General features: G+C 68.2%; 20 protein-coding genes, 1 pseudogene and 3 riboswitches. Of the genes and pseudogenes, 17 read left to right on the forward strand and 4 right to left on the reverse strand.

From position 1 onward, the window contains the following. The first annotated feature begins 9 nt into the window (after positions 1–9). A complete protein-coding gene (gene cobD / locus EDE08_RS17705; RefSeq protein ID WP_165936027.1) occupies positions 10–975 on the forward strand; it encodes a threonine-phosphate decarboxylase CobD in 966 nt (321 codons plus the stop codon). Here the strand turns inward: cobD and EDE08_RS17710 are convergent. Then, complete coding sequence (locus EDE08_RS17710) at positions 964–2,412, reverse strand: cobyric acid synthase (protein WP_131870077.1); 1,449 nt, start codon at positions 2,410–2,412, stop codon at positions 964–966. The two genes, cobD and EDE08_RS17710, sit on opposite strands and share 12 nt — an antisense overlap. Before the next feature lie 12 nt (positions 2,413–2,424). Then, positions 2,425–3,060 carry a cob(I)yrinic acid a,c-diamide adenosyltransferase gene (gene cobO, locus EDE08_RS17715; RefSeq protein ID WP_131870076.1) on the reverse strand — a complete coding sequence of 212 codons (636 nt, stop codon included), beginning with the start codon at positions 3,058–3,060 and terminating at the stop codon, positions 2,425–2,427. A 39-nt stretch (positions 3,061–3,099) separates the two neighbouring features. Beyond that, a riboswitch (cobalamin riboswitch) is annotated at positions 3,100–3,319 on the forward strand. 94 nt (positions 3,320–3,413) lie between these two features. Between cobO and EDE08_RS17720 the strand changes: the two genes are divergently transcribed. Genes EDE08_RS17720 through cobJ form a run of 7 tightly spaced genes read left to right on the forward strand, consistent with a single transcriptional unit; the run spans position 3,414 to position 11,321 of the window. Continuing rightward, on the forward strand, positions 3,414–3,788 hold the full coding sequence (locus EDE08_RS17720) for a DUF1636 family protein (RefSeq protein ID WP_131870075.1): 375 nt from the start codon (positions 3,414–3,416) through the stop codon (positions 3,786–3,788). Next, entirely contained in the window at positions 3,785–4,819 is a 1,035-nt protein-coding gene (gene cobW, locus EDE08_RS17725; protein ID WP_131870074.1) for a cobalamin biosynthesis protein CobW, read from the forward strand. Before EDE08_RS17720 ends, cobW begins: the two co-directional genes overlap by 4 nt. Then, on the forward strand, positions 4,819–8,067 hold the full coding sequence (gene cobN / locus EDE08_RS17730; protein ID WP_131870073.1) for a cobaltochelatase subunit CobN: 3,249 nt from the start codon (positions 4,819–4,821) through the stop codon (positions 8,065–8,067). The genes cobW and cobN overlap by 1 nt, the downstream gene beginning before the upstream one ends. After that, a complete protein-coding gene (gene cobG, locus EDE08_RS17735; protein WP_131870072.1) occupies positions 8,064–9,227 on the forward strand; it encodes a precorrin-3B synthase in 1,164 nt (387 codons plus the stop codon). Before cobN ends, cobG begins: the two co-directional genes overlap by 4 nt. Beyond that, on the forward strand, positions 9,227–9,856 hold the full coding sequence (locus EDE08_RS17740; protein WP_131870071.1) for a precorrin-8X methylmutase: 630 nt from the start codon (positions 9,227–9,229) through the stop codon (positions 9,854–9,856). The genes cobG and EDE08_RS17740 overlap by 1 nt, the downstream gene beginning before the upstream one ends. A gap of 2 nt (positions 9,857–9,858) precedes the next feature. After that, the gene (locus tag EDE08_RS17745) at positions 9,859–10,590 is read left to right on the forward strand and encodes a precorrin-2 C(20)-methyltransferase (protein ID WP_131870070.1); all 732 of its coding nucleotides are present in this window, start codon (positions 9,859–9,861) and stop codon (positions 10,588–10,590) included. After that, positions 10,587–11,321 carry a precorrin-3B C(17)-methyltransferase gene (gene cobJ, locus EDE08_RS17750; protein WP_131870069.1) on the forward strand — a complete coding sequence of 245 codons (735 nt, stop codon included), beginning with the start codon at positions 10,587–10,589 and terminating at the stop codon, positions 11,319–11,321. The genes EDE08_RS17745 and cobJ overlap by 4 nt, the downstream gene beginning before the upstream one ends. On the opposite strand, the gene EDE08_RS17755 is transcribed toward cobJ, so the two are convergent. After that, the gene (locus EDE08_RS17755; protein WP_131870068.1) at positions 11,297–12,043 is read right to left on the reverse strand and encodes a cobalt-precorrin-6A reductase; all 747 of its coding nucleotides are present in this window, start codon (positions 12,041–12,043) and stop codon (positions 11,297–11,299) included. The genes cobJ and EDE08_RS17755 overlap by 25 nt on opposite strands. Between EDE08_RS17755 and cbiE the strand changes: the two genes are divergently transcribed. From cbiE to cobT, 8 genes are all read left to right on the forward strand, one after another. Then, complete coding sequence (cbiE, locus tag EDE08_RS17760) at positions 12,042–13,223, forward strand: precorrin-6y C5,15-methyltransferase (decarboxylating) subunit CbiE (RefSeq protein ID WP_131870067.1); 1,182 nt, start codon at positions 12,042–12,044, stop codon at positions 13,221–13,223. The two genes, EDE08_RS17755 and cbiE, sit on opposite strands and share 2 nt — an antisense overlap. After that, positions 13,220–13,588: a cobalamin biosynthesis protein gene (locus EDE08_RS17765; RefSeq protein WP_165936003.1), complete on the forward strand. Its 369-nt coding sequence runs from the start codon at positions 13,220–13,222 to the stop codon at positions 13,586–13,588. The genes cbiE and EDE08_RS17765 overlap by 4 nt, the downstream gene beginning before the upstream one ends. Then, a complete protein-coding gene (gene cobM, locus EDE08_RS17770; RefSeq protein ID WP_131870065.1) occupies positions 13,585–14,367 on the forward strand; it encodes a precorrin-4 C(11)-methyltransferase in 783 nt (260 codons plus the stop codon). The genes EDE08_RS17765 and cobM overlap by 4 nt, the downstream gene beginning before the upstream one ends. Further along, a complete protein-coding gene (locus EDE08_RS17775) occupies positions 14,367–15,677 on the forward strand; it encodes a cobyrinic acid a,c-diamide synthase CobB (RefSeq protein ID WP_131870064.1) in 1,311 nt (436 codons plus the stop codon). Before cobM ends, EDE08_RS17775 begins: the two co-directional genes overlap by 1 nt. Continuing rightward, positions 15,674–16,405: a uroporphyrinogen-III C-methyltransferase gene (gene cobA / locus EDE08_RS17780; protein WP_131870063.1), complete on the forward strand. Its 732-nt coding sequence runs from the start codon at positions 15,674–15,676 to the stop codon at positions 16,403–16,405. Before EDE08_RS17775 ends, cobA begins: the two co-directional genes overlap by 4 nt. 45 nt (positions 16,406–16,450) lie before the next feature. Further along, positions 16,451–16,669: riboswitch (cobalamin riboswitch) on the forward strand. A 37-nt stretch (positions 16,670–16,706) separates the two neighbouring features. After that, entirely contained in the window at positions 16,707–17,384 is a 678-nt protein-coding gene (locus tag EDE08_RS17785) for an energy-coupling factor ABC transporter permease (protein WP_131870062.1), read from the forward strand. Positions 17,385–17,430: 46 nt separating this feature from the next. Next, positions 17,431–18,180 carry a precorrin-6A synthase (deacetylating) gene (cobF, locus tag EDE08_RS17790; RefSeq protein WP_131870061.1) on the forward strand — a complete coding sequence of 250 codons (750 nt, stop codon included), beginning with the start codon at positions 17,431–17,433 and terminating at the stop codon, positions 18,178–18,180. 10 nt (positions 18,181–18,190) lie between these two features. Then, positions 18,191–19,243 carry a nicotinate-nucleotide--dimethylbenzimidazole phosphoribosyltransferase gene (gene cobT, locus EDE08_RS17795; protein ID WP_131870060.1) on the forward strand — a complete coding sequence of 351 codons (1,053 nt, stop codon included), beginning with the start codon at positions 18,191–18,193 and terminating at the stop codon, positions 19,241–19,243. Positions 19,244–19,249: 6 nt separating this feature from the next. Here cobT and EDE08_RS17800 read toward each other — a convergent pair whose 3' ends face one another. Next, entirely contained in the window at positions 19,250–19,822 is a 573-nt protein-coding gene (locus EDE08_RS17800; protein WP_131870059.1) for a histidine phosphatase family protein, read from the reverse strand. Between the two features lie 72 nt (positions 19,823–19,894). Beyond that, positions 19,895–20,045: riboswitch (cobalamin riboswitch) on the forward strand. Between the two features lie 41 nt (positions 20,046–20,086). On the opposite strand from EDE08_RS17800, the pseudogene EDE08_RS39125 reads away from it, so the two are divergent. Then, positions 20,087–20,290: pseudogene (locus tag EDE08_RS39125) on the forward strand (PepSY domain-containing protein); the annotation flags it as partial. Positions 20,291–20,319: the final 29 nt, after the last annotated feature.

Consider the following 20,319-nt stretch of genomic DNA (forward strand, 5'->3'; position numbering starts at 1 on the left):
CAACTGGGCATGCGCGAGCACGGTGGAAATCTGGATCAGGCCCAGCAGCGTTTTGGTGGACGCGCGGAGGACTGGATCGATCTGTCGACCGGGATCAACCGGCTGCCTTATCCGGTGGGTGAGGTGAGCCTGCATGCCTGGAGCGCGCTGCCGGCGCGTGCCGAGATCGGGGCGCTGCATCGGGCCGCGCAGCAGGCCTACCGCACCAGTGCACCGGTCGTTGCGATGGGTGGCGCGCAGGCCGCCATTCAATTGCTGCCGCAACTGGCGCCGCCCGGTCGCGCCCGTATCCTCGGCCCGACCTACAATGAATATGCGGGAGTCCTGTCGGCTGCGGGTTGGGACGTTGCGGAGGTCGCGGAGCTTGATGCACTGGCGGGCTCGGACCTCGCCATCGTCGTCAATCCCAACAATCCGGATGGCCGGCATCATATGCCCAGGGATCTGCTGGCGATGCTGCCGCGCGTCGGCCGTCTCGTGATCGACGAGAGCTTTGCGGATGCCGTGCCGCAATTGTCGCTCGCTCCCGAAGCGGATCGGTCGGGACTCTTGATTTTGCGCTCCTTCGGAAAGTTCTATGGCCTTGCCGGCCTGCGCCTCGGGTTCGTGATCGGTCATGCTGCAGACGTCGCAAGACTCGCTGCGATGTCGGGTCCATGGCCGGTCTCTGGCGCAGCGATCGAGATCGGCGCCCGCGCATTGCGCGACGATGCTTGGGCCGCGGCCACGTCCGCGCGGCTTGCGCGCGACTGTGGCCGCCTCGACGACATGGCGCAGGCGCAAGGCTGGCGGCTCGTCGGCGGCACGCCGCTGTTTCGCTTGTACGAAATGCCAGACGCGCGTGCCGCACAGGAGAAGCTTGCGCGTCGCCAAATCTGGTCACGCGTCTTTGCGCAGAAACCGACATGGCTGCGCCTCGGGCTTCCCGGCAGCGAAACCGAATGGGCGCGCCTTGGCGAGATCCTAGCGCGCTAGCGCGAGCAGGCCGTCGACGTCGAGATGGGTTTCGATGTGATCGACGAGGGCGTCGAGCGCGCTTTCGATCCTGGCGCGATAGGGTTCGTCGCCTGCGGGGATGTCGAGCTTCGCCAAAAACGTCTTGCGGAAATCGTCCGAGGTAAACAGGCCGTGCAGATAGCTGCCTTGCACGCGCCCATCCTGCGAGATGGCGCCTTCCGGCTCGCCATTCAGTTTTGCGAACGGGCGGGCGCGATCGAGGCCGTCGGTGCGGCCGATGTGGATCTCGTAGGCCTCGATCGGCTGATCCGTTGCGGCATGCACGGCCGCAACGCGCGTCAGCGTCTTCTGCGGGCTCATCACCGTGTTCACGTCCAGAAGTCCGAGGCCCGGCGTGTCGCCCGCGGGGCCCTCGATGCCGTCGGGGTCGGCGACGCTGTGCCCGAGCATCTGATAGCCGCCGCAGAGGCCGAGCACATGGCCGCCCCTGCGGTGGTGCGCGAACAGGTCGATGTCCCAGCCCTGTGCGCGCAGGAAGGCGAGATCGCCGCGGGTGGATTTGGAGCCGGGAATGATGACGAGCCTGACATCGCCGGGAATGGCTTCGCCCGGACGCACCATGAGGAGATCGACGCCCGGCTCGAGCTTGAGCGGATCGAGATCGTCGAAATTGGCAATGCGCGACAGTGCGAGGCAGGCGATCTTGCATTGGCCGGGCTTGCGCGCACCGCTCAGGCCCAGCGCATCCTCGGCCGGCAGCTCGCCGGCACGCGCGAACCAGGGCAGCACGCCGAAGCCGCGCCAAGACGTTTTGTCTTCGATCAGCCTGTAGCCATCGTCGAACAGCGTGGGATCGCCGCGGAACTTGTTGATGACAAATCCACGGATCATCGCGGCATCGTCGGGGTCGATCACCGTCTTGATGCCGACGAGCTGCGCGATCACGCCGCCGCGGTCGATGTCGCCGACCAGCACCACCGGGACGTCCGCCTTGCGCGCAAAACCCATATTGGCGATGTCGGCCTTGCGCAAATTCACCTCGGCCGGACTACCGGCGCCTTCCACCAGCACGAGATCGGCGCGGGCCTTCAGCCGCTCGAAGCTCTCCAGCACCGCGCCCATCAATGATGGTTTCATCGCGGCGTAGTCGCGCGCCCGTGCGGTCGCGATGCGCTTGCCGTGAACGATGACCTGCGCGCCGACATCGGTCTCGGGCTTGAGCAGCACGGGGTTCATGTCGGTATGCGGCTCGACCCCGGCGGCGAGCGCCTGCAGCGCCTGGGCGCGGCCGATCTCGCCGCCATCGACGGTGACGGCGGCGTTGTTCGACATGTTCTGCGGTTTGAACGGGAGAACGCGCAAGTCCCGCCGCGTGAAGGCGCGCGCGAGGCCGGCGACGATGAGCGACTTGCCCACGTCTGAACCGGCTCCCTGTATCATCAAAGCGCGTGTCATCGCCGAAGGGTCTCAGAACTCGACGCCGGCTTGCGCCTTGATGCCGGAACGGAACGGATGCTTCACCAGCGTCATCTCCGTGACGAGGTCGGCGATCTCGATCAGCTCGTCCTTGGCGTTGCGGCCGGTGAGCACGACATGCGTCATCGGCGGCTTCTGCGTGGTCAGGAAGTCGACCACCTCCGCGATGTCGAGATAGTCGTAGCGCAGCGCGATGTTGATCTCGTCGAGCACGACCATGCGCAAGCGCTCATCGAGGATCAGTTCCTTGGCCTTCTCCCAGCCGGCGCGTGCGGCGGCGATGTCGCGGGCGCGATCCTGCGTCTCCCAGGTGAAGCCTTCGCCCATGGCGCGGAACTGGCACAGGTCGCCGAAATGGCCGGTGAGCAGGCGCCGCTCGCCGGTGTCCCAGGCACCCTTGATGAATTGCACGACCGCGCAAGGGAAGCCATGCGCGACGCAGCGGACGATCATGCCGAAGGCCGAGGAGGATTTTCCCTTGCCGCTGCCGGTGTGGACGATGATCAGGCCCTTTTCGCCGCTCTTGGTCGCCATGATCTTGTCGCGGGCGGCTTTCTTCTTCGCCATCTTCTGGGCGTGCCGGGCGTCGGTTTCCTCGCCCGTTCGGGTGTCCGGTTCAGGCGTCATCGGTCCAGTCCTTCGGCTTGACAAGTGGCAGCCACGGGCAAATGGTGGCCCGGCGTTGGTTCCTGTCCTATGACAGGCGAAGAGGGAATGCGATAGGGTCCGAATCGGCAAGATTTGGGTCCAAAATGCAGCCGCCCCCGCGACCGTGACCGGAGAGATGCCCGAAGCCACTGATTCCCGCGGGAATCGGGAAGGCGGGGATCGAAGGGCAAAGCCCTGCTCCGCAAGCCGGGAGACCTGCCAGCGCGAAGAGTTTTGGACCGGCGGACGGGGTGTTCCGCGACGGGGAAACGGCCTCTCGAGTCAGGGTCCGTGTGCCTCTCGCCTCCCGCTGTTTTATCCTGGAAGAGGCGATGACCGTCACACTTCACGTCTGCATCACCTGCCGCGCCGGCCAGACGCTTGGCGAGGGCGAGACGACGCCCGGCAAGCGCCTGCATGGCGCGATCCTCGACGCCGGCGTGCCCGACGGCGTCACCGTGGTTCCCGTCGAATGCCTGTCGGCCTGCAGCCAGGGCTGCTCGGTCGCGCTCAGCGCGCCCGGCCGCTGGTCCTATGTCTATGGCCGCCTGTCGGAGACGAATGCGCAGGACGTGGTCGCAGGCGCGGCGGCCTATGCGGCTGCGCCGGACGGGCTCGTGCCGTGGCGCAGCAGGCCGGAAATATTCCGCAAGCAGTCGCTTGCCCGCATTCCCCCCATTGCCGTCGTGCCGGAGGCCGCCGAATGAACTCGCTCGCCAAAATCCCCGTCACTGTTGTCACGGGGTTTCTCGGTTCCGGCAAGACCACGCTGATCCAGCATCTGCTCGCCAATGCGAATGGCAAGAAGCTGGCAGTGCTCGTCAACGAGTTCGGCAGCGAGGGCGTCGACGGCGAAATCCTGAAATCCTGCGCCGACGCCAATTGTCCGGAGGAGAACATCATCGAGCTCGCCAACGGCTGCATCTGCTGTACCGTCGCCGATGATTTCATTCCGACGATGGAGAAATTGCTGGCGCGCCCGGTGCGGCCCGATCACATCCTGATCGAGACCTCGGGCCTGGCACTGCCGAAGCCGCTGCTGAAGGCATTCGACTGGCCACAGATCCGCTCGCGCATCACGGTGGACGGCGTGATCGCGCTGGCCGATGCCGAGGCTGTCGCGGCCGGCCGCTTCGCGCCGGACCCGATTGCCGTCGAAGCCCAGCGCGCGGCGGACGACAATCTCGACCACGAGACGCCGCTGTCGGAAGTGTTCGAGGACCAGATCGCCTGCGCGGATATCGTGCTGCTGACCAAGGCGGATCTCGCCGGCGCGGCGGGAATCGAAGCCGCCAGGGCGGCGATCACCGCCGAGATGCCGCGCCGCGTGCCGATGCTTTCCGTCACCGACGGTGCGATCGATGCGCGCGTCATTCTCGGCCTTGGCGCTGCCGCAGAGAACGATCTCGCCGCGCGTCCCTCGCATCATGACGGCGAGGAGGATCACGAGCACGACGATTTCGCTTCCGTCGTGATCGATCTTCCGGAGGTCGCGGATATCGATGCGCTGGTCGCCTCGGTCCAGCGTCTGGCGCGCGAGCAGAACGTGCTGCGTGCCAAGGGCTATATCGCGGTCGCGGGCAAGCCGATGCGCCTGTTGCTGCAGGCGGTCGGCGAGCGCGTGCGCCACCAGTTCGACAGGCCCTGGGGCGCGGGTATCAGGCAGTCGAAGCTCGTCGTGATCGGCGAGCACGGCGATATCGATGAGGCCGCGGTCAGGTCAGGACTTGGTATCTGATGCACGTCGTTTTCCGCGAGAGCCGTGGTCTCGAGGAGACCGCGACGCCAAGAGACATCGGCCAGGACCCGGCCGATCTCGTGGTGCTCTCGTATTCGGATTCCGATCTTGCCGCGTTCGCGGCCGGCTGGCGGCGTGGCCGGAACAGCCTGCCTTCGCTGCGGCTCGCCAATCTCGCCGAGCTCCGGCATCCGCTGTCGGTCGACACCTATATCGAACGCACGCTGTCGCAGGCGCGCGGCATCCTCGTGCGGCTGATCGGCGGCGAGTCCTACTGGGCCTACGGGCTTGCGGCACTCCAGCAACTGGCGAAGGATCGCAACATCGTGCTCGCCGTGCTGCCGGCCGATGGCCGCGACGACACGCGGCTCGATTCGTACTCGACCTTGCCGGTTTCGACGCTGCGGCGGCTCAAGGTGCTCTGCGACACCGGCGGTCCGGTCGCGGCGCAGGCGGCGATCGCGCAGCTCGCGCTGGCCTCGGGGCTCTACGCGGGACCGGTGGTCGGCGAGATGACAGTGCCCGAGATGGGCTTTTACGATCCGGCGCGTGGCGTCATTGCGGCGCCGGCCGGTGCCGAGGCGAAGCCGCGCGCGCCGGTGACGTTCTATCGCTCCTATCTCACCGCTGCGGACGCCGGCCCGGTTGACGCCCTGATCGCAGCGCTGCGCGAGAAGGGGTTTGACGCCTATGGTGTGTTCGTCACTTCCCTGAAGGCCCCCGGCGTCGCGGATTGGCTCCGCGCGCATCTTGCGCAGGATCCTCCGGCCGCGATCGTCAATGCAACGGCGTTCTCCGCGATCGGCGATGACGGCACGACGCTGTTCGATGCTGCGGCGTGCCCCGTGTTTCAGGTCGCGCTCTCCACGGCGCGGCGCGAGGACTGGACGGAGTCGCTACGCGGCCTGTCGCCTGGCGATCTCGCCATGCATGTGGTGCTGCCCGAGGTCGACGGCCGCCTGTTCGCGGGCGTGGTGAGTTTCAAATCGGCCGCGATGCGCGATCCCGATCTGCAATTCTCGCATCTGGCGCACACGCCCGATGCGGAGCGGGTGAAGGCCGTCGCCGCGCGCGTCGTGGCCTGGCGGCGCCTTGCCGAGACGCCGGCCGGCGAGAAGCGGCTGGCGGTCGTGCTGTCGAACTATCCCGGCCGGCCGCACCAGATCGCGCATGCGGTTGGTCTCGATGCGCTGGCATCGGTCGAGGCGTTGTTGTCCGATCTCGCGGAGGCCGGATTTGCTGTCGCCCCGGTTCATGCGCTCGGCGAGACGCTGCTGAGGCAGCGGCTCACCTGGAGTGTAGCCGATTACCGGGCGTCGCTCTCGTGCCTGCCGCAAACCTTGCAGGACGATCTCGCGCAGGCCTGGGGCGTGCCGGAGGACGATCCGAGCTGCCGCGACGGCGCGTTCCATTTCGCCGCGATCGAATGTGGTCGGTCGATTGTCGCAATTCAGCCGGAACGCGGCGAAGCCACCTCGCGCGATGCCGACTATCACGATCTCGCCCGCACGCCGCGCCATGCCTACGTCGCCTTCTATCTCTGGCTCAGGCAGCAGGGCTGTGACGCCGTCCTGCACATGGGTGCACACGGCACGCTGGAGTGGCTGCCCGGGAAATCCGTGGCGCTGTCATCGAGCTGCTGGCCAGAAGCGTTGATCGGCGATCTTCCCGTCATCTATCCCTTCATCGTCAACGATCCCGGCGAGGCCGCGCAGGCCAAGCGGCGCATCGGCGCTGTCACGATCGGCCATTTGCCGCCGCCGCTGGAAACATCCGCGGTGCCGGAAGGCCTGCGCCGGCTCGAGCGGCTGCTCGATGAATATTCGACCGCCGACGGTCTCGATCCCGCCCGCCGCCAGCGCCTGATCGCGGCGATCCGTGACGAGGCGCGTTCGGCAGGCCTCGAAGAGGATCTCGGCCTGGACGCAACGGCCGCACCCGCCGAAGCGATTCCGCGGATCGATCGCTTCGTCTGCGATCTCAAGGAGAGCCAGTTCGGCGACGGCCTGCACGTGTTCGGCCGCGGCGCGTGCGGCGAAGCGGAGCGGAATGCGCTGCTTGCTGCGCTGGCAGGCCGGCGCGTTGCGCCGGGCCCATCGGGCTCGCCCTATCGCGGACGTCAGGACGTGCTGCCGACCGGGCGCAATCTCTTCGCCGTCGATCCGCGCGCGGTACCGACGCCGTCGGCGCATGCGCAAGGCATCAAGCTTGCGGAAGAGCTGCTGCGCCGTCACTTGCAGGATCATGGCGACTGGCCGAAGGGCCTCATCGTCGATCTCTGGGGCTCGGCGACGATGCGCACGGCGGGCGAGGAATTCGCCATGGCGCTGCACCTGGCCGGCCTCGCGCCGCGCTGGGATCACGCCTCCGGCCGCGTCACCGGCTACGACATCATCGCGCCGGCCGAGCTCGGCCGTCCGCGCATCGACGTCACGCTGCGCGTGTCGGGCCTGTTTCGCGACGTCTTTTCCGGACTTGCGCAATTGTTCGAAGCTGCCGCCGAGGCGCTCGCGGGCCGCGCGGAGGAGGGCGAAGAGAATCCGTATCGTCACCGTTCCTCGCGCGTCTTCGCGCCGCGCCCAGGACACTACGGCGTCGGATTGTCCGCTATCCCGGATGCCTTCACGTCTGAGACACGCGATGCAGCGGGCGAGGCCTGGCTATCCGCATCGTCCTGGGCCATCTCGGCAGATGGTGCGATGCAGCCAGATCGCGCCGGCATCGAACAGCGGCTCGCGTCTGCCGACGCTTTCGTCCATGTGCAGGACTTGCCCGAAACCGATCTGCTGCTCGCTGCCGACTATGCCGCGCATGAAGCCGGCTTCGCTGCGGCTGCGGCGCACCTTGGTGCAGGCGCGCCGTCCCTCTATCACCTCGACGCGACACGCCCCGAGCAACCTCGCGCGCGCACGCTGACGGAGGAGATTTCGCGTGTCGTCCGGGCCCGCGCGGTCAATCCGGCGTGGATCGCCGGCATGATGCGGCATGGTTTTCGCGGCGCCGCCGAGATCACCGCGACGCTGGAGCACATGGCCGCCTTCGCGCATCTCGCGGGCGCCGTGCCGCCGCATTTGTTCGACCTCTACTACGATGCCACGCTCGGCAACGACGACGTCCGGGCCTTCATGGCCAATGAAAATCCGTCCGCGCTCGCCGCGATGGAGACCTGCTTCACACGCCTGCACGACGCCTCACTCTGGCGAACCCGCCGCAATTCGATCGCGGCGGCGCTGCGGGAGGCCTCATGAGCGCGGGCGCAGTCAAAGGCTGGTGTCCCGGCGCGCTGCGCCCGATGCTGTCGGGCGACGGGTTCGTGGTGCGCGTGCGTCCGTTTGGCGGGCGACTTGAAGCACCGCAGATCTCCGGGCTCGCCGAACTGGCCGAGCGCTTCGGCAATGGTCTGATCGACGTCACACGCCGAGCCAATCTCCAGATCAGGGGCGTCAAGGAGGAGAGCCATCTTCAGCTGCTCGACGGCCTTGCGCGGCTCCAGCTGCTCGACCCCGACGCCGACATCGAGGCTCGGCGCAACATCCTGGTGACGCCGTTCTGGAGCAACGGCGACGAAACGCAGTCGCTCGCCGCGGAGCTCGAGGAGGCGCTCGCCGATTCCGGGCTTGCGCTTCCCACCAAGTTCGGCTTCGCCATCGACGACGGAAGGTCGCGCGTTCTGGCTGGCGATTCCGCCGACATCCGCATCGAGCGCGACCGCTCGGGCCGTCTCCTGGTGCGGGCCGATGGCGCAAGGTTCGGCCGCTCCGTCGCACGCGGACAGGCCGTGAGCATGGCGCTGGCGCTCGCAAGCTGGTTCATCATCTCCGGCGGCGCGAGGGACGGGCGCGGGCGCATGGCCGCTCACATCGCGTCCGGCGCGGCGTTGCCTCAATCGCTGCGCGGCGAGACCGAGCCGGCGCCCGTGATGGCCGCGGCACGGCCCGGGCACTATCCGCAAGGCGCGATGGTCGGCGTCGCGTTCGGGCAGATGCTGTCCGCCACGCTCCATCAGTTCTCTGCTTGCGGACATGCGCTGCGCATGACGCCCTGGCGGATGGTGCTCAGCGAGGGCAAGCGCGAAATGCCGGGCGGGGCGGGCCTCATCACCGAGCCGTACGACCCGGCGCTGCGCGTGATTGCCTGCAGCGGCGCGCCGCGCTGCCGGGAAGCTCATGCCGATACGCGCGCGCTCGCAGCAGCGCTGGCGCCGCGCATTGCCGCCGATGTGCGGCTCCACGTCTCCGGCTGCGGCAAGGGCTGCGCCCATTCCGGTACGGCTGCGGTCACGCTGATTGCGACGCATGCCGGTTTCGATCTCGTCCGCGACGGCTCGACCCGTGACGAGCCGGTCCTGCGCGGGCTCGACGGCGCCGACATCGTCAGCGATCCCTCCATCCTGGTCGGAGGGAACTGATGCCGTACACCTACGAGACCGACGGCGCCGCGATCTACCGGCAATCCTTCGCGACCATTCGGGCCGAGGCCGATCTTGCGCGCTTTGCGCCCGACGAGGAGCCGGTCGTGGTGCGCATGATCCACGCCGCCGGCATGGTCGGCCTGGAGGCGCATATCCGCTTCACATCGGGTATGGCGACGCTCGCGCGCGCGGCCCTGCAAAAGGGCGCGCCGATCCTGTGCGACGCGCGCATGGTCTCGGAAGGCATCACGCGCGCAAGGCTTCCCGCGGCCAATGCCGTCATCTGCACGCTCGGAGATCCCTCCGTTCCTGCGCTCGCGCAATCCATGCGCAACACGCGCTCGGCCGCGGCGCTGGAGCTGTGGCGGCCGCATCTCGATGGCGCGATCGTCGCAATCGGCAACGCGCCGACCGCGCTGTTTCATCTGCTCAACATGCTGCAGGATCGCGACTGCCCGCGGCCCGCGGCGATCATCGGCTGTCCCGTCGGCTTCGTTGGCGCCGCCGAGTCCAAGGCCGCGCTGATGGCCGATCCGCCGGTGCCGGCGCTGACGGTCCAGGGCCGCCTCGGTGGCTCCGCCATCACGGTTGCTGCCGTCAACGCGCTGGCGAGCCGGAGCGAATAGCCATGGGACGCATCATCTGCTGCGGTCTCGGCCCCGGCGATCCTGATCTGATGAGCGTGCGCGCCGACCGGACGGTGCGCGGCGCTAGCCACGTCGCCTATTTCCGCAAGAAGGGGAGGCCGGGCCAGGCGCGGCGCATCGTCGAGGGCATGCTGGCTGCCGGCGTCACCGAATATCCCATGGAATATCCGGTGACGACCGAGATCGCCTTCGACAGTCCTGACTACGTGCAGCTGCTCGCCGGCTTCTACGACGAATGGGCCGAGCGCCTGGCGCGGCTGGCGCGCGCGGTCGATGTCGTCGTGCTCTGCGAAGGCGATCCGTACTTCTATGGCTCCTTCATGCATCTGCACACGCGTCTGCAGGGCCGTATCGAGATCGAGGTGATCGCCGGCATTCCCGGGATGGTCGGCTGCTGGAACGGCGTCGGGCAGCCGATCGCGCTCGGCGACGACGTGACGACGGTGCTGATGGGCACGCTTCCTGAAGATGAGCTCGAACGGCGCATGCGCGATTCCGATGCGCTCGTGATCATGAAGACGGGCCGCAATCTCGCAAAGGTGCGCCGCGCGCTCGCGTCCGTGGGCCGGCTGGATGATGCCTGGCTGGTCGAGCGCGGCACCATGCCGGGTGAGCGCGTCGCGCGGCTCGCCGAGATCGACACCGCCGACTGTCCGTACTTCGCGATCGTGCTGGTGCACGGCAAGGGCCGGCATCTGGATGCTGCCGAATGACGGGCACGCTGACCATCGCGGGCCTCGGGCCGGGCAGCGAGGCGCTGGTGACGCCGGAAGTCTCGGCGGCACTTGCAGCCGCGACCGACATTCTGGGCTACGCGCCCTATGTCGCACGCGTGCCGCCGCGGCCGGGTCTAACCCTGCATCCCTCCGACAATCGCGAAGAGTTGCAGCGCGCGAGCGAAGCCTTGCGGTTGGCGGCCGAAGGCGGGCAGGTCGTCGTCGTCTCCTCCGGCGATCCCGGCGTGTTCGCGATGGCCTCGGCCGTGTTCGAGGCGCTCGAACGGGCGCCGCAATGGCAGGCGCTGCCGATCCGCGTGCTGCCTGGTATCACCGCGATGCTGGCGGCGGCCGCGCGTGCCGGCGCGCCGCTCGGTCATGATTTCTGCGCGATCAATCTCTCCGACAATCTCAAGCCGTGGGCGGTGATCGAGAAACGCCTCCGCCTCGCGGCGGAAGCGGATTTTGCCATTGCGATGTACAATCCGCGCTCGGCGAGCCGGCCGGAGGGATTTGGCCGCGCGCTTGCGGTGCTTCGTGAGGCCGGCTGCGGCGGGCGCTTGGTGATCTTCGCGCGCGCGATCAGCGCGGCCGACGAGAGGATCGCGACCGTCGCGCTGAACGAAGCGACGCCTGAAATGGCCGACATGCGCACGCTCGTGATCGTCGGCAATTCGCAGACGCGCCGCGTCGGCCGCTGGGTCTATGCTCCGAGGCGGGTAGAATGACCGAGCCACTGCATCACGTCGGCGACCCGCTCGACCCGCAATCGCTCGGGCAGTTGCGGCCGCGAGATCATGATCACGGGCAGGCCGAGCGTACGGGCCGCGTCGATCTTGGCGCGCGCGCCGTCACCGCCGGAATTGCGGGCGACGATCCACGCGATGCCGCGCGCGCGCAGCATCTCCAGTTCGCTTGGAAGCGTGAACGGTCCACGCGACACGATCACATCGGCGGCGAAGGGCAGGGGCGCCTCTGGCGGATCGACGAACCTCAACGTGTAGGCATGCTGTGGCTTGCTCGCGAACGGCGCGATGTGCTGGCGGCCGATGGCGAGGAACACGTTTGTCGGCACGTCAGGCAGCGCGGCGACGGCCGCGTTGACGTCGCGCGTTTCGATCCAGTTATCGCCGGACGCTCTCGTCCAGGGCGCGCGTTCCAGTGCGATCAACGGCGCGCCGGTTTGCGCGCACGCCACGATCGCGTTGCGGCTCATCTCGGCCGCGAAGGGATGCGTCGCGTCGATCACATGGGTGATATTTTCGCGGCGAATGTAATCGGCAAGGCCGCTCACGCCGCCAAAGCCGCCGATGCGGGTCGGCAGCGGCTGGTCGGCCGGCGCGCGGGTGCGGCCGCCATAGGAATAGACGGCGTCGATGCCGGCACGCGCGATGTCCGCTGCGAGCAGGCTCGCATCGGCCGTTCCGCCCAGAATGAGGGCGCGCATCATGTCTGATCCCTGGCTGACCATCATCGGTATCAGCGAAGATGGCCTTGCCGGGCTGTCCGAGGCAAGCCGAAAGGCGCTTGCCAAGGCGGAAACCGTGTTCGGCGGCGAGCGTCATCTCGCGCTTGCGGAAGCTGGCAGCCGCGGCCGTCCGTGGCCGGTGCCGTTCGACGCAAAGATCGTGCTGAGCTGCCGTGGCCGGCCGACGGCGGTGCTCGCCTCCGGCGATCCGTTCTGGCATGGCGCCGGCGCGAGCCTCGCCGAGATGCTTGATGGCGGCGAGTGGATCGCGCACCCCGCGCCGTCGACATTCTCGCTTGCGGCCGCGCGGCTGGGCTGGCGACTCGAATCCGTAACGTGCCTTGGCCTCCATGCTGCGCCATTCGAGCGTCTCGTCCCGCATTTGGCGGAAGGCGCACGCATCCTGTGCCTGGTGCGCGACGCGGCGGCGGTCGGCGATCTCACGAAATGGCTGACCCAACGCGGATGGGGCGGCTCACTCGTGTGGACTCTCGCTGCGCTTGGCGGCCCACGCGAACGTATCGACCAGCATCGCGCAGATCTCTTTGCCGGGGATGTTGCAGGCAATCTGGTGGCGGTGGCGGTGCAGGCGCATGGAGGCCACGGCATTCCCCGCAGTTCGGGATTGTCGGACGATCTCTTCGTCCATGACGGCCAGATCACCAAGCGGCCGGTGCGTGCGCTCGCCCTCTCGGCGCTGGCGCCGCGGCCCGGCGAACGGCTGTGGGACGTCGGCGCCGGTTCGGGCTCGATCTCGGTGGAGTGGGGGCTGTGCGGCGGGACGGCCACGGCCATCGAGCTGCGCGAGGATCGCGCCGCGAACATTCGCAGCAATGCCGCCGCGTTCGGATTGGCGCACCGGATCACCATCGTTTCGGGGAAGGCGCCCGAAGCCCTTGCCGCGCTGGAGCCGCCGGATGCCGTCTTCATCGGCGGCGGCCTTGATGGCGCGATGTACGATGCCATCTGGGCGCGCCTCTCGCCTGGAGCGCGGTTTGTCGCACATTCGGTCACGCTGGAGACGGAAGCGCTGCTCGGCGAGCTGCACCAGCGCCATGGCGGCGATCTGATGCGGGTTGAAATCGCGCATGCGGCCCCTCTCGGTCGCTACCGCTCCTGGGAGGCGACGCGGCCGGTGGTGCAATGGAGTGCGGTCCGATGAAGGTCGCCGGTCTGGGCTTCAAGAGCGATGTGACGCTGGCCTCGCTGCGCGAGGCGCTCGCGACAGCCGGCGGCTCCGAAGGTCTTGCGGCATTTGCGACCGTCAGCGACAAGGCGAACGCGGAGGCGCTGAAGCAGCTCGCGCGTGAATGCGGCATACCGATCAAAGCCGTTCCGGCCGACAGGCTGGCCGGCATCGACACGCCGACGCAGTCAAAACTCGTAATCGAAAAGTTCGGGACGGGATCGGTCGCCGAAGCCGCAGCGCTCGTAGCCGCCGGTCCCCGCGCGCGGCTGATCGCGACGCGCGTGGTCTCGCAGGATCGCACCGCGACCGCGGCGATCGCCGAAGGAGACGGCACATGACGGTGCATTTCATCGGCGCCGGCCCGGGCGCGCCCGATTTGCTGACGCTGCGCGGCCGCGATCTGATCGCCGCCTCTCCGGTCTGTCTCTATGCCGGCTCGCTGGTGCCGGAGGGCGTGCTGGCGCATTGCCCGCCCGGGGCACGCATCGTCGACACCGCGCCTCTGTCGCTCGACGAGATCATCGCGGAGATTGCCGCCGCGCATGCGGAAGGCAAGGATGTCTCGCGGTTGCATTCCGGCGATCTCTCGATCTGGTCGGCGATGGGCGAGCAGCTCCGCCGCCTGCGTGCGCTCGGCATTCCCTATTCGGTCACGCCTGGCGTTCCGTCCTTCTCGGCTGCTGCGGCCGCGCTGGAGGCCGAGCTGACGCTGCCCGGACTTGCCCAGACGGTGGTGCTGACGCGCACGCCCGGCCGCGCCAGTGCGATGCCTGAAGGCGAGAAGCTCGCCGCGTTCGCCGCGACCGGCGCGGTGCTCGCGATCCATCTGTCGATCCACCTGCTCGACAAGGTCGTGGCCGAGCTGATGCCGCATTATAGCGTGGACTGCCCCGTCGCGATCGTCTGGCGCGCGAGCTGGCCGGACCAGCGCATCGTCCGCGCGACACTGGGCACGCTCGATACAGCTGTGGGCGGCGAGATGGAGCGCACCGCGCTGATCCTGGTCGGCAGGACGCTTGGTGCTGCGGATTTCGACGAGAGCCGTCTCTATGCCGCCGACTACGACCGCCGCTATCGGCCGGTCGGCGCCGAGCCGCGTTTTCCGGAGGCATCGTGATGGCCGCAGCGCTCGTCATCTCCGCGCCGGCCTCCGGCGTCGGCAAGACCACGCTGACTCTGGCGCTCGCCCGCGCCTGGCGCAATCGCGGATTGAACGTGCAGTGTTTCAAGAGCGGGCCGGACTATATCGATCCCGCGTTCCACGCCGCCGCAACGGGCCGCGCCTCCGTCAACGTCGACAGCTGGGCGATGGATCGCGGCACCATTGCGCATCTCGTCAGCCGCGGCGCCGACACCGACGTCGTGCTCGCCGAGGGCTCGATGGGCCTGTTCGACGGCGTCGCCGCGCGCGGCGTCTGCGGCACCGGTGCCACTGCCGACATTGCGGAGATGCTGGGCTGGCCGGTGGTTCTGGTGATCGATCCGTCGGGCCAGGCGCAGACTGCGGCGGCGATCGCCGCAGGGCTTCGCGATTATCGCGCCGGCGTGCGCCTTGCGGGCGTCGTGCTCAACCGCGTCGCCAGCCCGCGTCATGAAGACCTGGTGCGGCGTGCGCTTGTTGATGCCGGCATCGCGGTGTTCGGCGCGCTGCCGCGTCATGCCGAGATCAGCCTGCCGAAGCGGCATCTTGGCCTGGTGCAGGCCGAGGAGCGGGCCGAGATCGGGAAGCTGATCGACGAGGCCGCGCGCTTCGTCGCCGAGCATGCCGATCTCGATGAAGTGTTGCGATCGGCGGCTCGCTGGTTGCCGCAACCCGCCGCGAACGGTCTCAACGTGGCGCCACCCGGGCAACGCATTGCGCTCGCCCGCGACGCGGCTTTCTCCTTCGTCTATCCGCACATGCTGGAGGCTTGGCGCGCGGCGGGCGCCGAGATCTCGACATTCTCGCCGCTTGCCGATGAAACGCCTGATGCGAGCGCCGACGTCTGCTGGCTTCCAGGCGGCTATCCCGAACTACACGCCGGCAAGCTCGCGGCCAACGCGCGCTTTCGCAGCGGCCTGCGCGCCTTCGCCGAGACACGGCCGGTGCACGGCGAGTGCGGAGGCTATATGGTTCTGGGCACAAGCCTCACCGATGCCGACTGCGTCCGCCATGAGATGACGGGGCTGCTTGGCCTCGAGACCAGCTTTGCCAAACGCCGCATGCATCTGGGCTATCGTCTAGCCGAACTGGCTGCGCCGATGCCGGGGCATCAGCCCGGTGCACGCCTGCGCGGTCACGAGTTCCACTATTCGACGATCCTCGCGCAGCCGGATGCGCCGCTCGCGGTCGTGCACGATGCGACGGGCGCCGTCATGGCCGAGACCGGCTCGCGGCGCGGCCACGCCACCGGTACGTTCTTTCATCTGATCGCGGAGGACCGGTGAAAGGATTCGTGTCGTTCATTTCCGCCGGACCCGGCGATCCCGAGTTGCTCACAGTGAGGGGCGCTGCGCGGCTGAGCGAGGCCGACGTCGTGCTCTATGACGACCTCGCCTCCGGCGCGATTCTGGATCTCGCCAGGCCCGGCGCCAATCTCGTCGCGGTGGGAAAGCGGGCAGGGCGGCCCTCGACCAAGCAGCACCACGTCAACCGTCTCCTGGTCGACTATGCCGCGACAGGCGCGCGCGTGGTGCGTCTCAAGTCCGGCGATGCCGGCATTTTCGGCAGGCTCGAGGAGGAGCTGGAGACGCTGCGCGAAGCCGGCATCGACTACGAGATCGTTCCCGGTGTCACATCGGCCTGCGTCGCCGCCGCCCAGGCCGGCATCCCCCTGACCCGTCGGCATACCTCCCGCCGGGTGCAGTTCATCACGGGGGCCGATGTCAGCGGCGAGCTGCCGTCCAACCTGAACTGGGCGGCGCTGGCCGATCCCGAGGCCACGACCGTGGTCTATATGGGCCGGCGCACCTTTCCGGCGCTTGCCGCAAAATTGATCGCGCACGGCCTCGCCCCGAACACGCCCGCACTGTTTGCCGAATCCCTCGGCCGTCCCGACGAGCGGCTCGTCCGCACCACCATTGCCGAGCTCGCCGAGCAGCTTGCGCGGGGCGGCGCCGCGTCCACGGCGGCCGTGATCCTGTTCGGCGCGCTGGCAGGGGATTATCCGTCATGACGGCGGCGGTCGCCCTTCGCCTCTTGACGCCCGGCTCGCGAAAGGCGCACACAGGAGAGGCATGGTGCTCAACGCGGCGCAAAGCGCCGGAGCATAATCGGGAATGGGGGTGGGCGGACCCAGTTGCGGCGCCCAAAACCCCAGCCGCCCCCGCGACTGTCAGCGGTGAGGGGCTCCGAATCGCCACTGGGCCGCAAGGTTCGGGAAGGCCGGAGAACCCAGTGAACCGCGAGCCAGGAGACCGGCCCTGCACGTTGTGAGACCAAGGCCGTCGGGTGTGACGGCAGGAAGGAATTGAGCCATGCATATCGAACCGGGAATCGTCACGGGCGCCAAGCTCGTATTGAGTTACGCAACCGGCATCGCCGCAGGCGGCGTCGCGCTGAAGCTGGCGGCCGAAACCGTCCGCGCGCAGGGCGTCGGCTCGTTCGCCGCGCGCACGCTCGCCACCACGGGCCTCGTCTTCACCTTCTTCCAGGTCCTGCCGCACTTCCCGGTCGGCGTCTCCGAAGTGCACTTCATCCTCGGCTCGACCTTGTTCCTGCTCTTTGGTGCTGCGCCCGCCGCCTTCGGCCTCGCGTTTGGCCTGCTGCTCCAGGGGCTGTTGTTCGAGCCCGCCGACCTGCCGCAATACGGCATGAACGTCACCACGCTGCTGGTGCCGCTGTTCGCGATCCAGGCCATCGCCACGCGCATCATTTCGCGCAACACCGCCTATGTCGACCTGAAGTACGGTCAGGCGCTGGCGCTGTCGACGACTTATCAAGCGGGTGTTGTCGCCTGGGTGGCGTTCTGGGCGCTCTACGGCTCCGGCTTTGCCATGAGCAACCTCGCCAACATCGCGACCTTCGCGGCCTCCTACGCGCTGGTCATCGTGATCGAGCCGCTGGCAGACCTCGCAGTGCTGGCGCTGGCGAAGTCGCTGCGCGGGGTCACCGCGCCCGGCCTCGTCACTCCGCGCCTGCACAGCGGCGCCTGAGAGACAAGCGAAAGGGCGGCCGTTGCGGCCGCCCATCGCGCTCGCGATGCTCACGCTCTCCCTGATAGGCATCGGTTGCGGCGATCCCGGGCAGCTCACGCGCGCCGCGATCGCTGCCATCAACGCGGCCGATCTCGTCCTGATCCCGCGCAAGGGGGCTGCAAAGTCCGATCTCGCCGATCTCAGGCGAACGATCTGCGCGGACGTGCTCACCAGTGACAAGACAGCCATCGCCGAATTCGACCTTCCCGTGCGCGACGCCGGTGAAGCCGATTACCGCAAGGGCGTCGACGATTGGCACGATGCGGTTGCCGCGACCTGGTCGCAGACGATCGTGAGGCATCTCGATGGTGAGGGCAAGGTTGCGCTGCTGATCTGGGGCGATCCGTCGCTCTACGACTCCTCGCTACGCATTGCACGCCGGCTGAACCCGTTGCCGGCGATCGAAGTCGTGCCCGGCATCACCTCGATCCAGGCGCTTTGCGCGGCGCATGCGCTGCCGCTCAACGACATCGGCGAACCGTTCCTGGTCACGACTGGGCGGCGCTTGCGTGACGGCGGCTGGCCGCAAGGCGTCGATACCGTTGTGGTGATGCTCGACGGCGGCACGGCGTTCCAGTCGCTCGATCCGGATCGTTTGCATATCTGGTGGGGCGCCTATCTCAGCATGCCCGATCAGATCATCATGTCCGGCGCGCTAGCCGAAGTGGGGCCGCGCATCGTGACCGCGCGGCAGGAAGCGCGCGAGCGGCACGGCTGGATCATGGACAGCTATCTTCTCAAGCGCAGGGCGTAAGCGAGGCAGCATGCTCCCCGAATGGGTTTACCGGAACTGCCCCGAGGTCTCCGCGGTCCATCGCGAGGCGGCCATTGCGCGGCAGGCGCAGCTGACCAAGCCGACCGGCGCGCTCGGCCGGCTCGAGCAGCTCGCGATCGAGCTTGCGGGCTTGCAGGCGACCGAAGAGCCGCGCGCCTTGCGGGTGCCGATCATCGTCTTCGCCGGCGATCACGGCATCGTCGCGCAGGGCGTGTCGGCCTATCCGCAAGCCGTGACGATCGCGATGATGGCGAATTTTGCCTCCGGCGGCGCGGCGATCTCGGTGCTGGCGCGCGAGCTGGGTTCGAGCCTGGAGGTGGTCGACGCCGGCACGCTGGCCAAGGAGCCGATGGCGGGAATCGTCACCGACAAGCCGCGCAGCGGCACGCGCGATTTCAGCGTCGAGGCTGCGCTCACGCCCGCGGACCTCGCCTTTGCATTCGAGGCCGGCCGGCGTGCGGTGGTGCGCGCCGAGGCCGGTCGGCCAGATCTCCTGATCTTCGGCGAGATGGGCATCGGCAACACCACGACCTCGGCGGCGATCGCGGCGAGCCTGCTTGGTGTGAGCGCCGGGGAGATCGCGGGCAGCGGCACCGGCGTCGATGCGGCCGGCCGCGCGCACAAGGCACGGGTGATCGATGCGGCGATCGCACGCCACGGTGTCGCCGGAGCGTCGGTCGAGCAGATCCTGTGCGCCGTCGGCGGCCTCGAGATCGCGGCGATCTCGGGCGCGATCATTGCGGCGGCGCAAGCCCGCATTCCGGTGTTGATCGACGGCTTCATCGTGTCCGTCGCGGCGCTGGCGGCGGCGCGTCTCAATCCGTCCTGCCAGCCGTTCCAGCTCGCCTCGCATCAATCGGCGGAGCAGGGGCATCGGCTGGTGCTGCGCGCGCTGAACGTTCAGCCGCCGATCAGCCTCGATCTCAGGCTCGGCGAGGGATCCGGGGCGGCCATCGCGCTGCCGCTGGTCCGCGCGGCCTGCGCGCTTCACAACGGCATGGCGACGTTCGCGCAGGCCAACGTGCCGGATCGCCCGGCCTGATGCGGCTCAAGCCACGCGCTGGTTGACGGAGACGACGCGCCAGCCCGCCGCGAGCCGGTCGATCCGGGTCAGCGACAGCGGATCGATCACGAAGCGCAAGGCGGCCTGCGGCGTCAGGTCCAATGCGATGCAGAGCGCGGCGCGGATGGTGCCGGAATGCACGACGAGCGTTGCCGATCCGGCCCCGATCCGCGACAGACCCAGCCGAACGCGGGCGACCTGATCCGCAAAACTTTCGCCGTTCGGCGGCCGTCCGTGCGCCGGATCGTGCCAGAACTGCGCGTAAGTCTCGCCACCGGTCGCGGCGAGCTCGTCATGCCGACGGCCGGTCCAGTCGCCGAAATCCTGCTCGCGGAATTCGCTGACCAATTCCGGTTCGCACCCCAGTGCGCGCGCGGTCTCGACGGTGCGCCGCGACGGGCTGGCATAGCTGGTGGCATCCGGCGGCAAGAGCTGCCGCAGAGCCGCCAAAGCTGCGTGGTCGCCGAGATCCGCCCGCGCATCCGCCGCATGGATCGTCCCCGCCACGCCCTCGACGGTCGCATGCCGTACCAGCCAGAGGAAGGTCTCGCCTTCCATGCTCATCTCCAGGGAAGTTGGTCGCTGTGGCTACACCGCCGCAACTGGCGCATTGACTCTGTCATGATGGCAATCCTAGACGATCGCGACGGTTTCCCCGAGAGGGAATGAAAAGGGAATGCGGTGCGGGGAAACTTGTCCCCAATGCCGCGGCTGCCCCCGCAACCACGACATCCTGCGCAAGAACGTCTGCGCGGCGGCCGGCGGCATGCAGCTCAACATTGCAAGACGACAGGAGTCGAAGGGCGTCGAGCTTGCCATCACCGGGCTCACGCCCGTCAGCGTGGACTCGACGCAACAGGCGCCACGATCACCGGGCATTCTGACTGCGATCAATGGAGCGTGCCGAATGGATTCGATCGCCACCGGCCGTTGTTCCGCGCTGCCCTCGGCGATGCCGCCAGGACGGAGGTCTATGTCTCGTCATCGACCGGCGAGGTGGTGCTCGACACGACGTGCAGCGAGCGCACTCGGGCTGGCATTCTCGATCGCGGGCA

The organism is Bradyrhizobium sp. R2.2-H (genome assembly GCF_004346455.1).
Taxonomy (GTDB): domain Bacteria; phylum Pseudomonadota; class Alphaproteobacteria; order Rhizobiales; family Xanthobacteraceae; genus Bradyrhizobium; species Bradyrhizobium diversitatis.

Bases quoted from the DNA above. Each gene is read 5' to 3' on its own strand.
- EDE08_RS17710 (WP_131870077.1), bottom strand. From the start codon at position 2,412: ATGACACGCGCTTTGATGATACAGGGAGCCGGTTCAGACGTGGGCAAG.
- EDE08_RS17765 (WP_165936003.1), top strand. From the start codon at position 13,220: ATGAAGGTCGCCGGTCTGGGCTTCAAGAGCGATGTGACGCTGGCCTCG.
- cobW (WP_131870074.1), top strand. From the start codon at position 3,785: ATGAACTCGCTCGCCAAAATCCCCGTCACTGTTGTCACGGGGTTTCTC.
- cobJ (WP_131870069.1), top strand. From the start codon at position 10,587: ATGACGGGCACGCTGACCATCGCGGGCCTCGGGCCGGGCAGCGAGGCG.
- cobN (WP_131870073.1), top strand. From the start codon at position 4,819: ATGCACGTCGTTTTCCGCGAGAGCCGTGGTCTCGAGGAGACCGCGACG.
- cobM (WP_131870065.1), top strand. From the start codon at position 13,585: ATGACGGTGCATTTCATCGGCGCCGGCCCGGGCGCGCCCGATTTGCTG.
- cobO (WP_131870076.1), bottom strand. From the start codon at position 3,060: ATGACGCCTGAACCGGACACCCGAACGGGCGAGGAAACCGACGCCCGG.
- EDE08_RS17740 (WP_131870071.1), top strand. From the start codon at position 9,227: ATGCCGTACACCTACGAGACCGACGGCGCCGCGATCTACCGGCAATCC.
- cbiE (WP_131870067.1), top strand. From the start codon at position 12,042: ATGTCTGATCCCTGGCTGACCATCATCGGTATCAGCGAAGATGGCCTT.
- EDE08_RS17720 (WP_131870075.1), top strand. From the start codon at position 3,414: ATGACCGTCACACTTCACGTCTGCATCACCTGCCGCGCCGGCCAGACG.
- EDE08_RS17785 (WP_131870062.1), top strand. From the start codon at position 16,707: ATGCATATCGAACCGGGAATCGTCACGGGCGCCAAGCTCGTATTGAGT.
- EDE08_RS17775 (WP_131870064.1), top strand. From the start codon at position 14,367: ATGGCCGCAGCGCTCGTCATCTCCGCGCCGGCCTCCGGCGTCGGCAAG.
- EDE08_RS17800 (WP_131870059.1), bottom strand. From the start codon at position 19,822: ATGGAAGGCGAGACCTTCCTCTGGCTGGTACGGCATGCGACCGTCGAG.
- cobG (WP_131870072.1), top strand. From the start codon at position 8,064: ATGAGCGCGGGCGCAGTCAAAGGCTGGTGTCCCGGCGCGCTGCGCCCG.
- cobD (WP_165936027.1), top strand. From the start codon at position 10: ATGCGCGAGCACGGTGGAAATCTGGATCAGGCCCAGCAGCGTTTTGGT.
- EDE08_RS17755 (WP_131870068.1), bottom strand. From the start codon at position 12,043: ATGATGCGCGCCCTCATTCTGGGCGGAACGGCCGATGCGAGCCTGCTC.
- cobF (WP_131870061.1), top strand. From the start codon at position 17,431: ATGCTCACGCTCTCCCTGATAGGCATCGGTTGCGGCGATCCCGGGCAG.
- cobT (WP_131870060.1), top strand. From the start codon at position 18,191: ATGCTCCCCGAATGGGTTTACCGGAACTGCCCCGAGGTCTCCGCGGTC.
- EDE08_RS17745 (WP_131870070.1), top strand. From the start codon at position 9,859: ATGGGACGCATCATCTGCTGCGGTCTCGGCCCCGGCGATCCTGATCTG.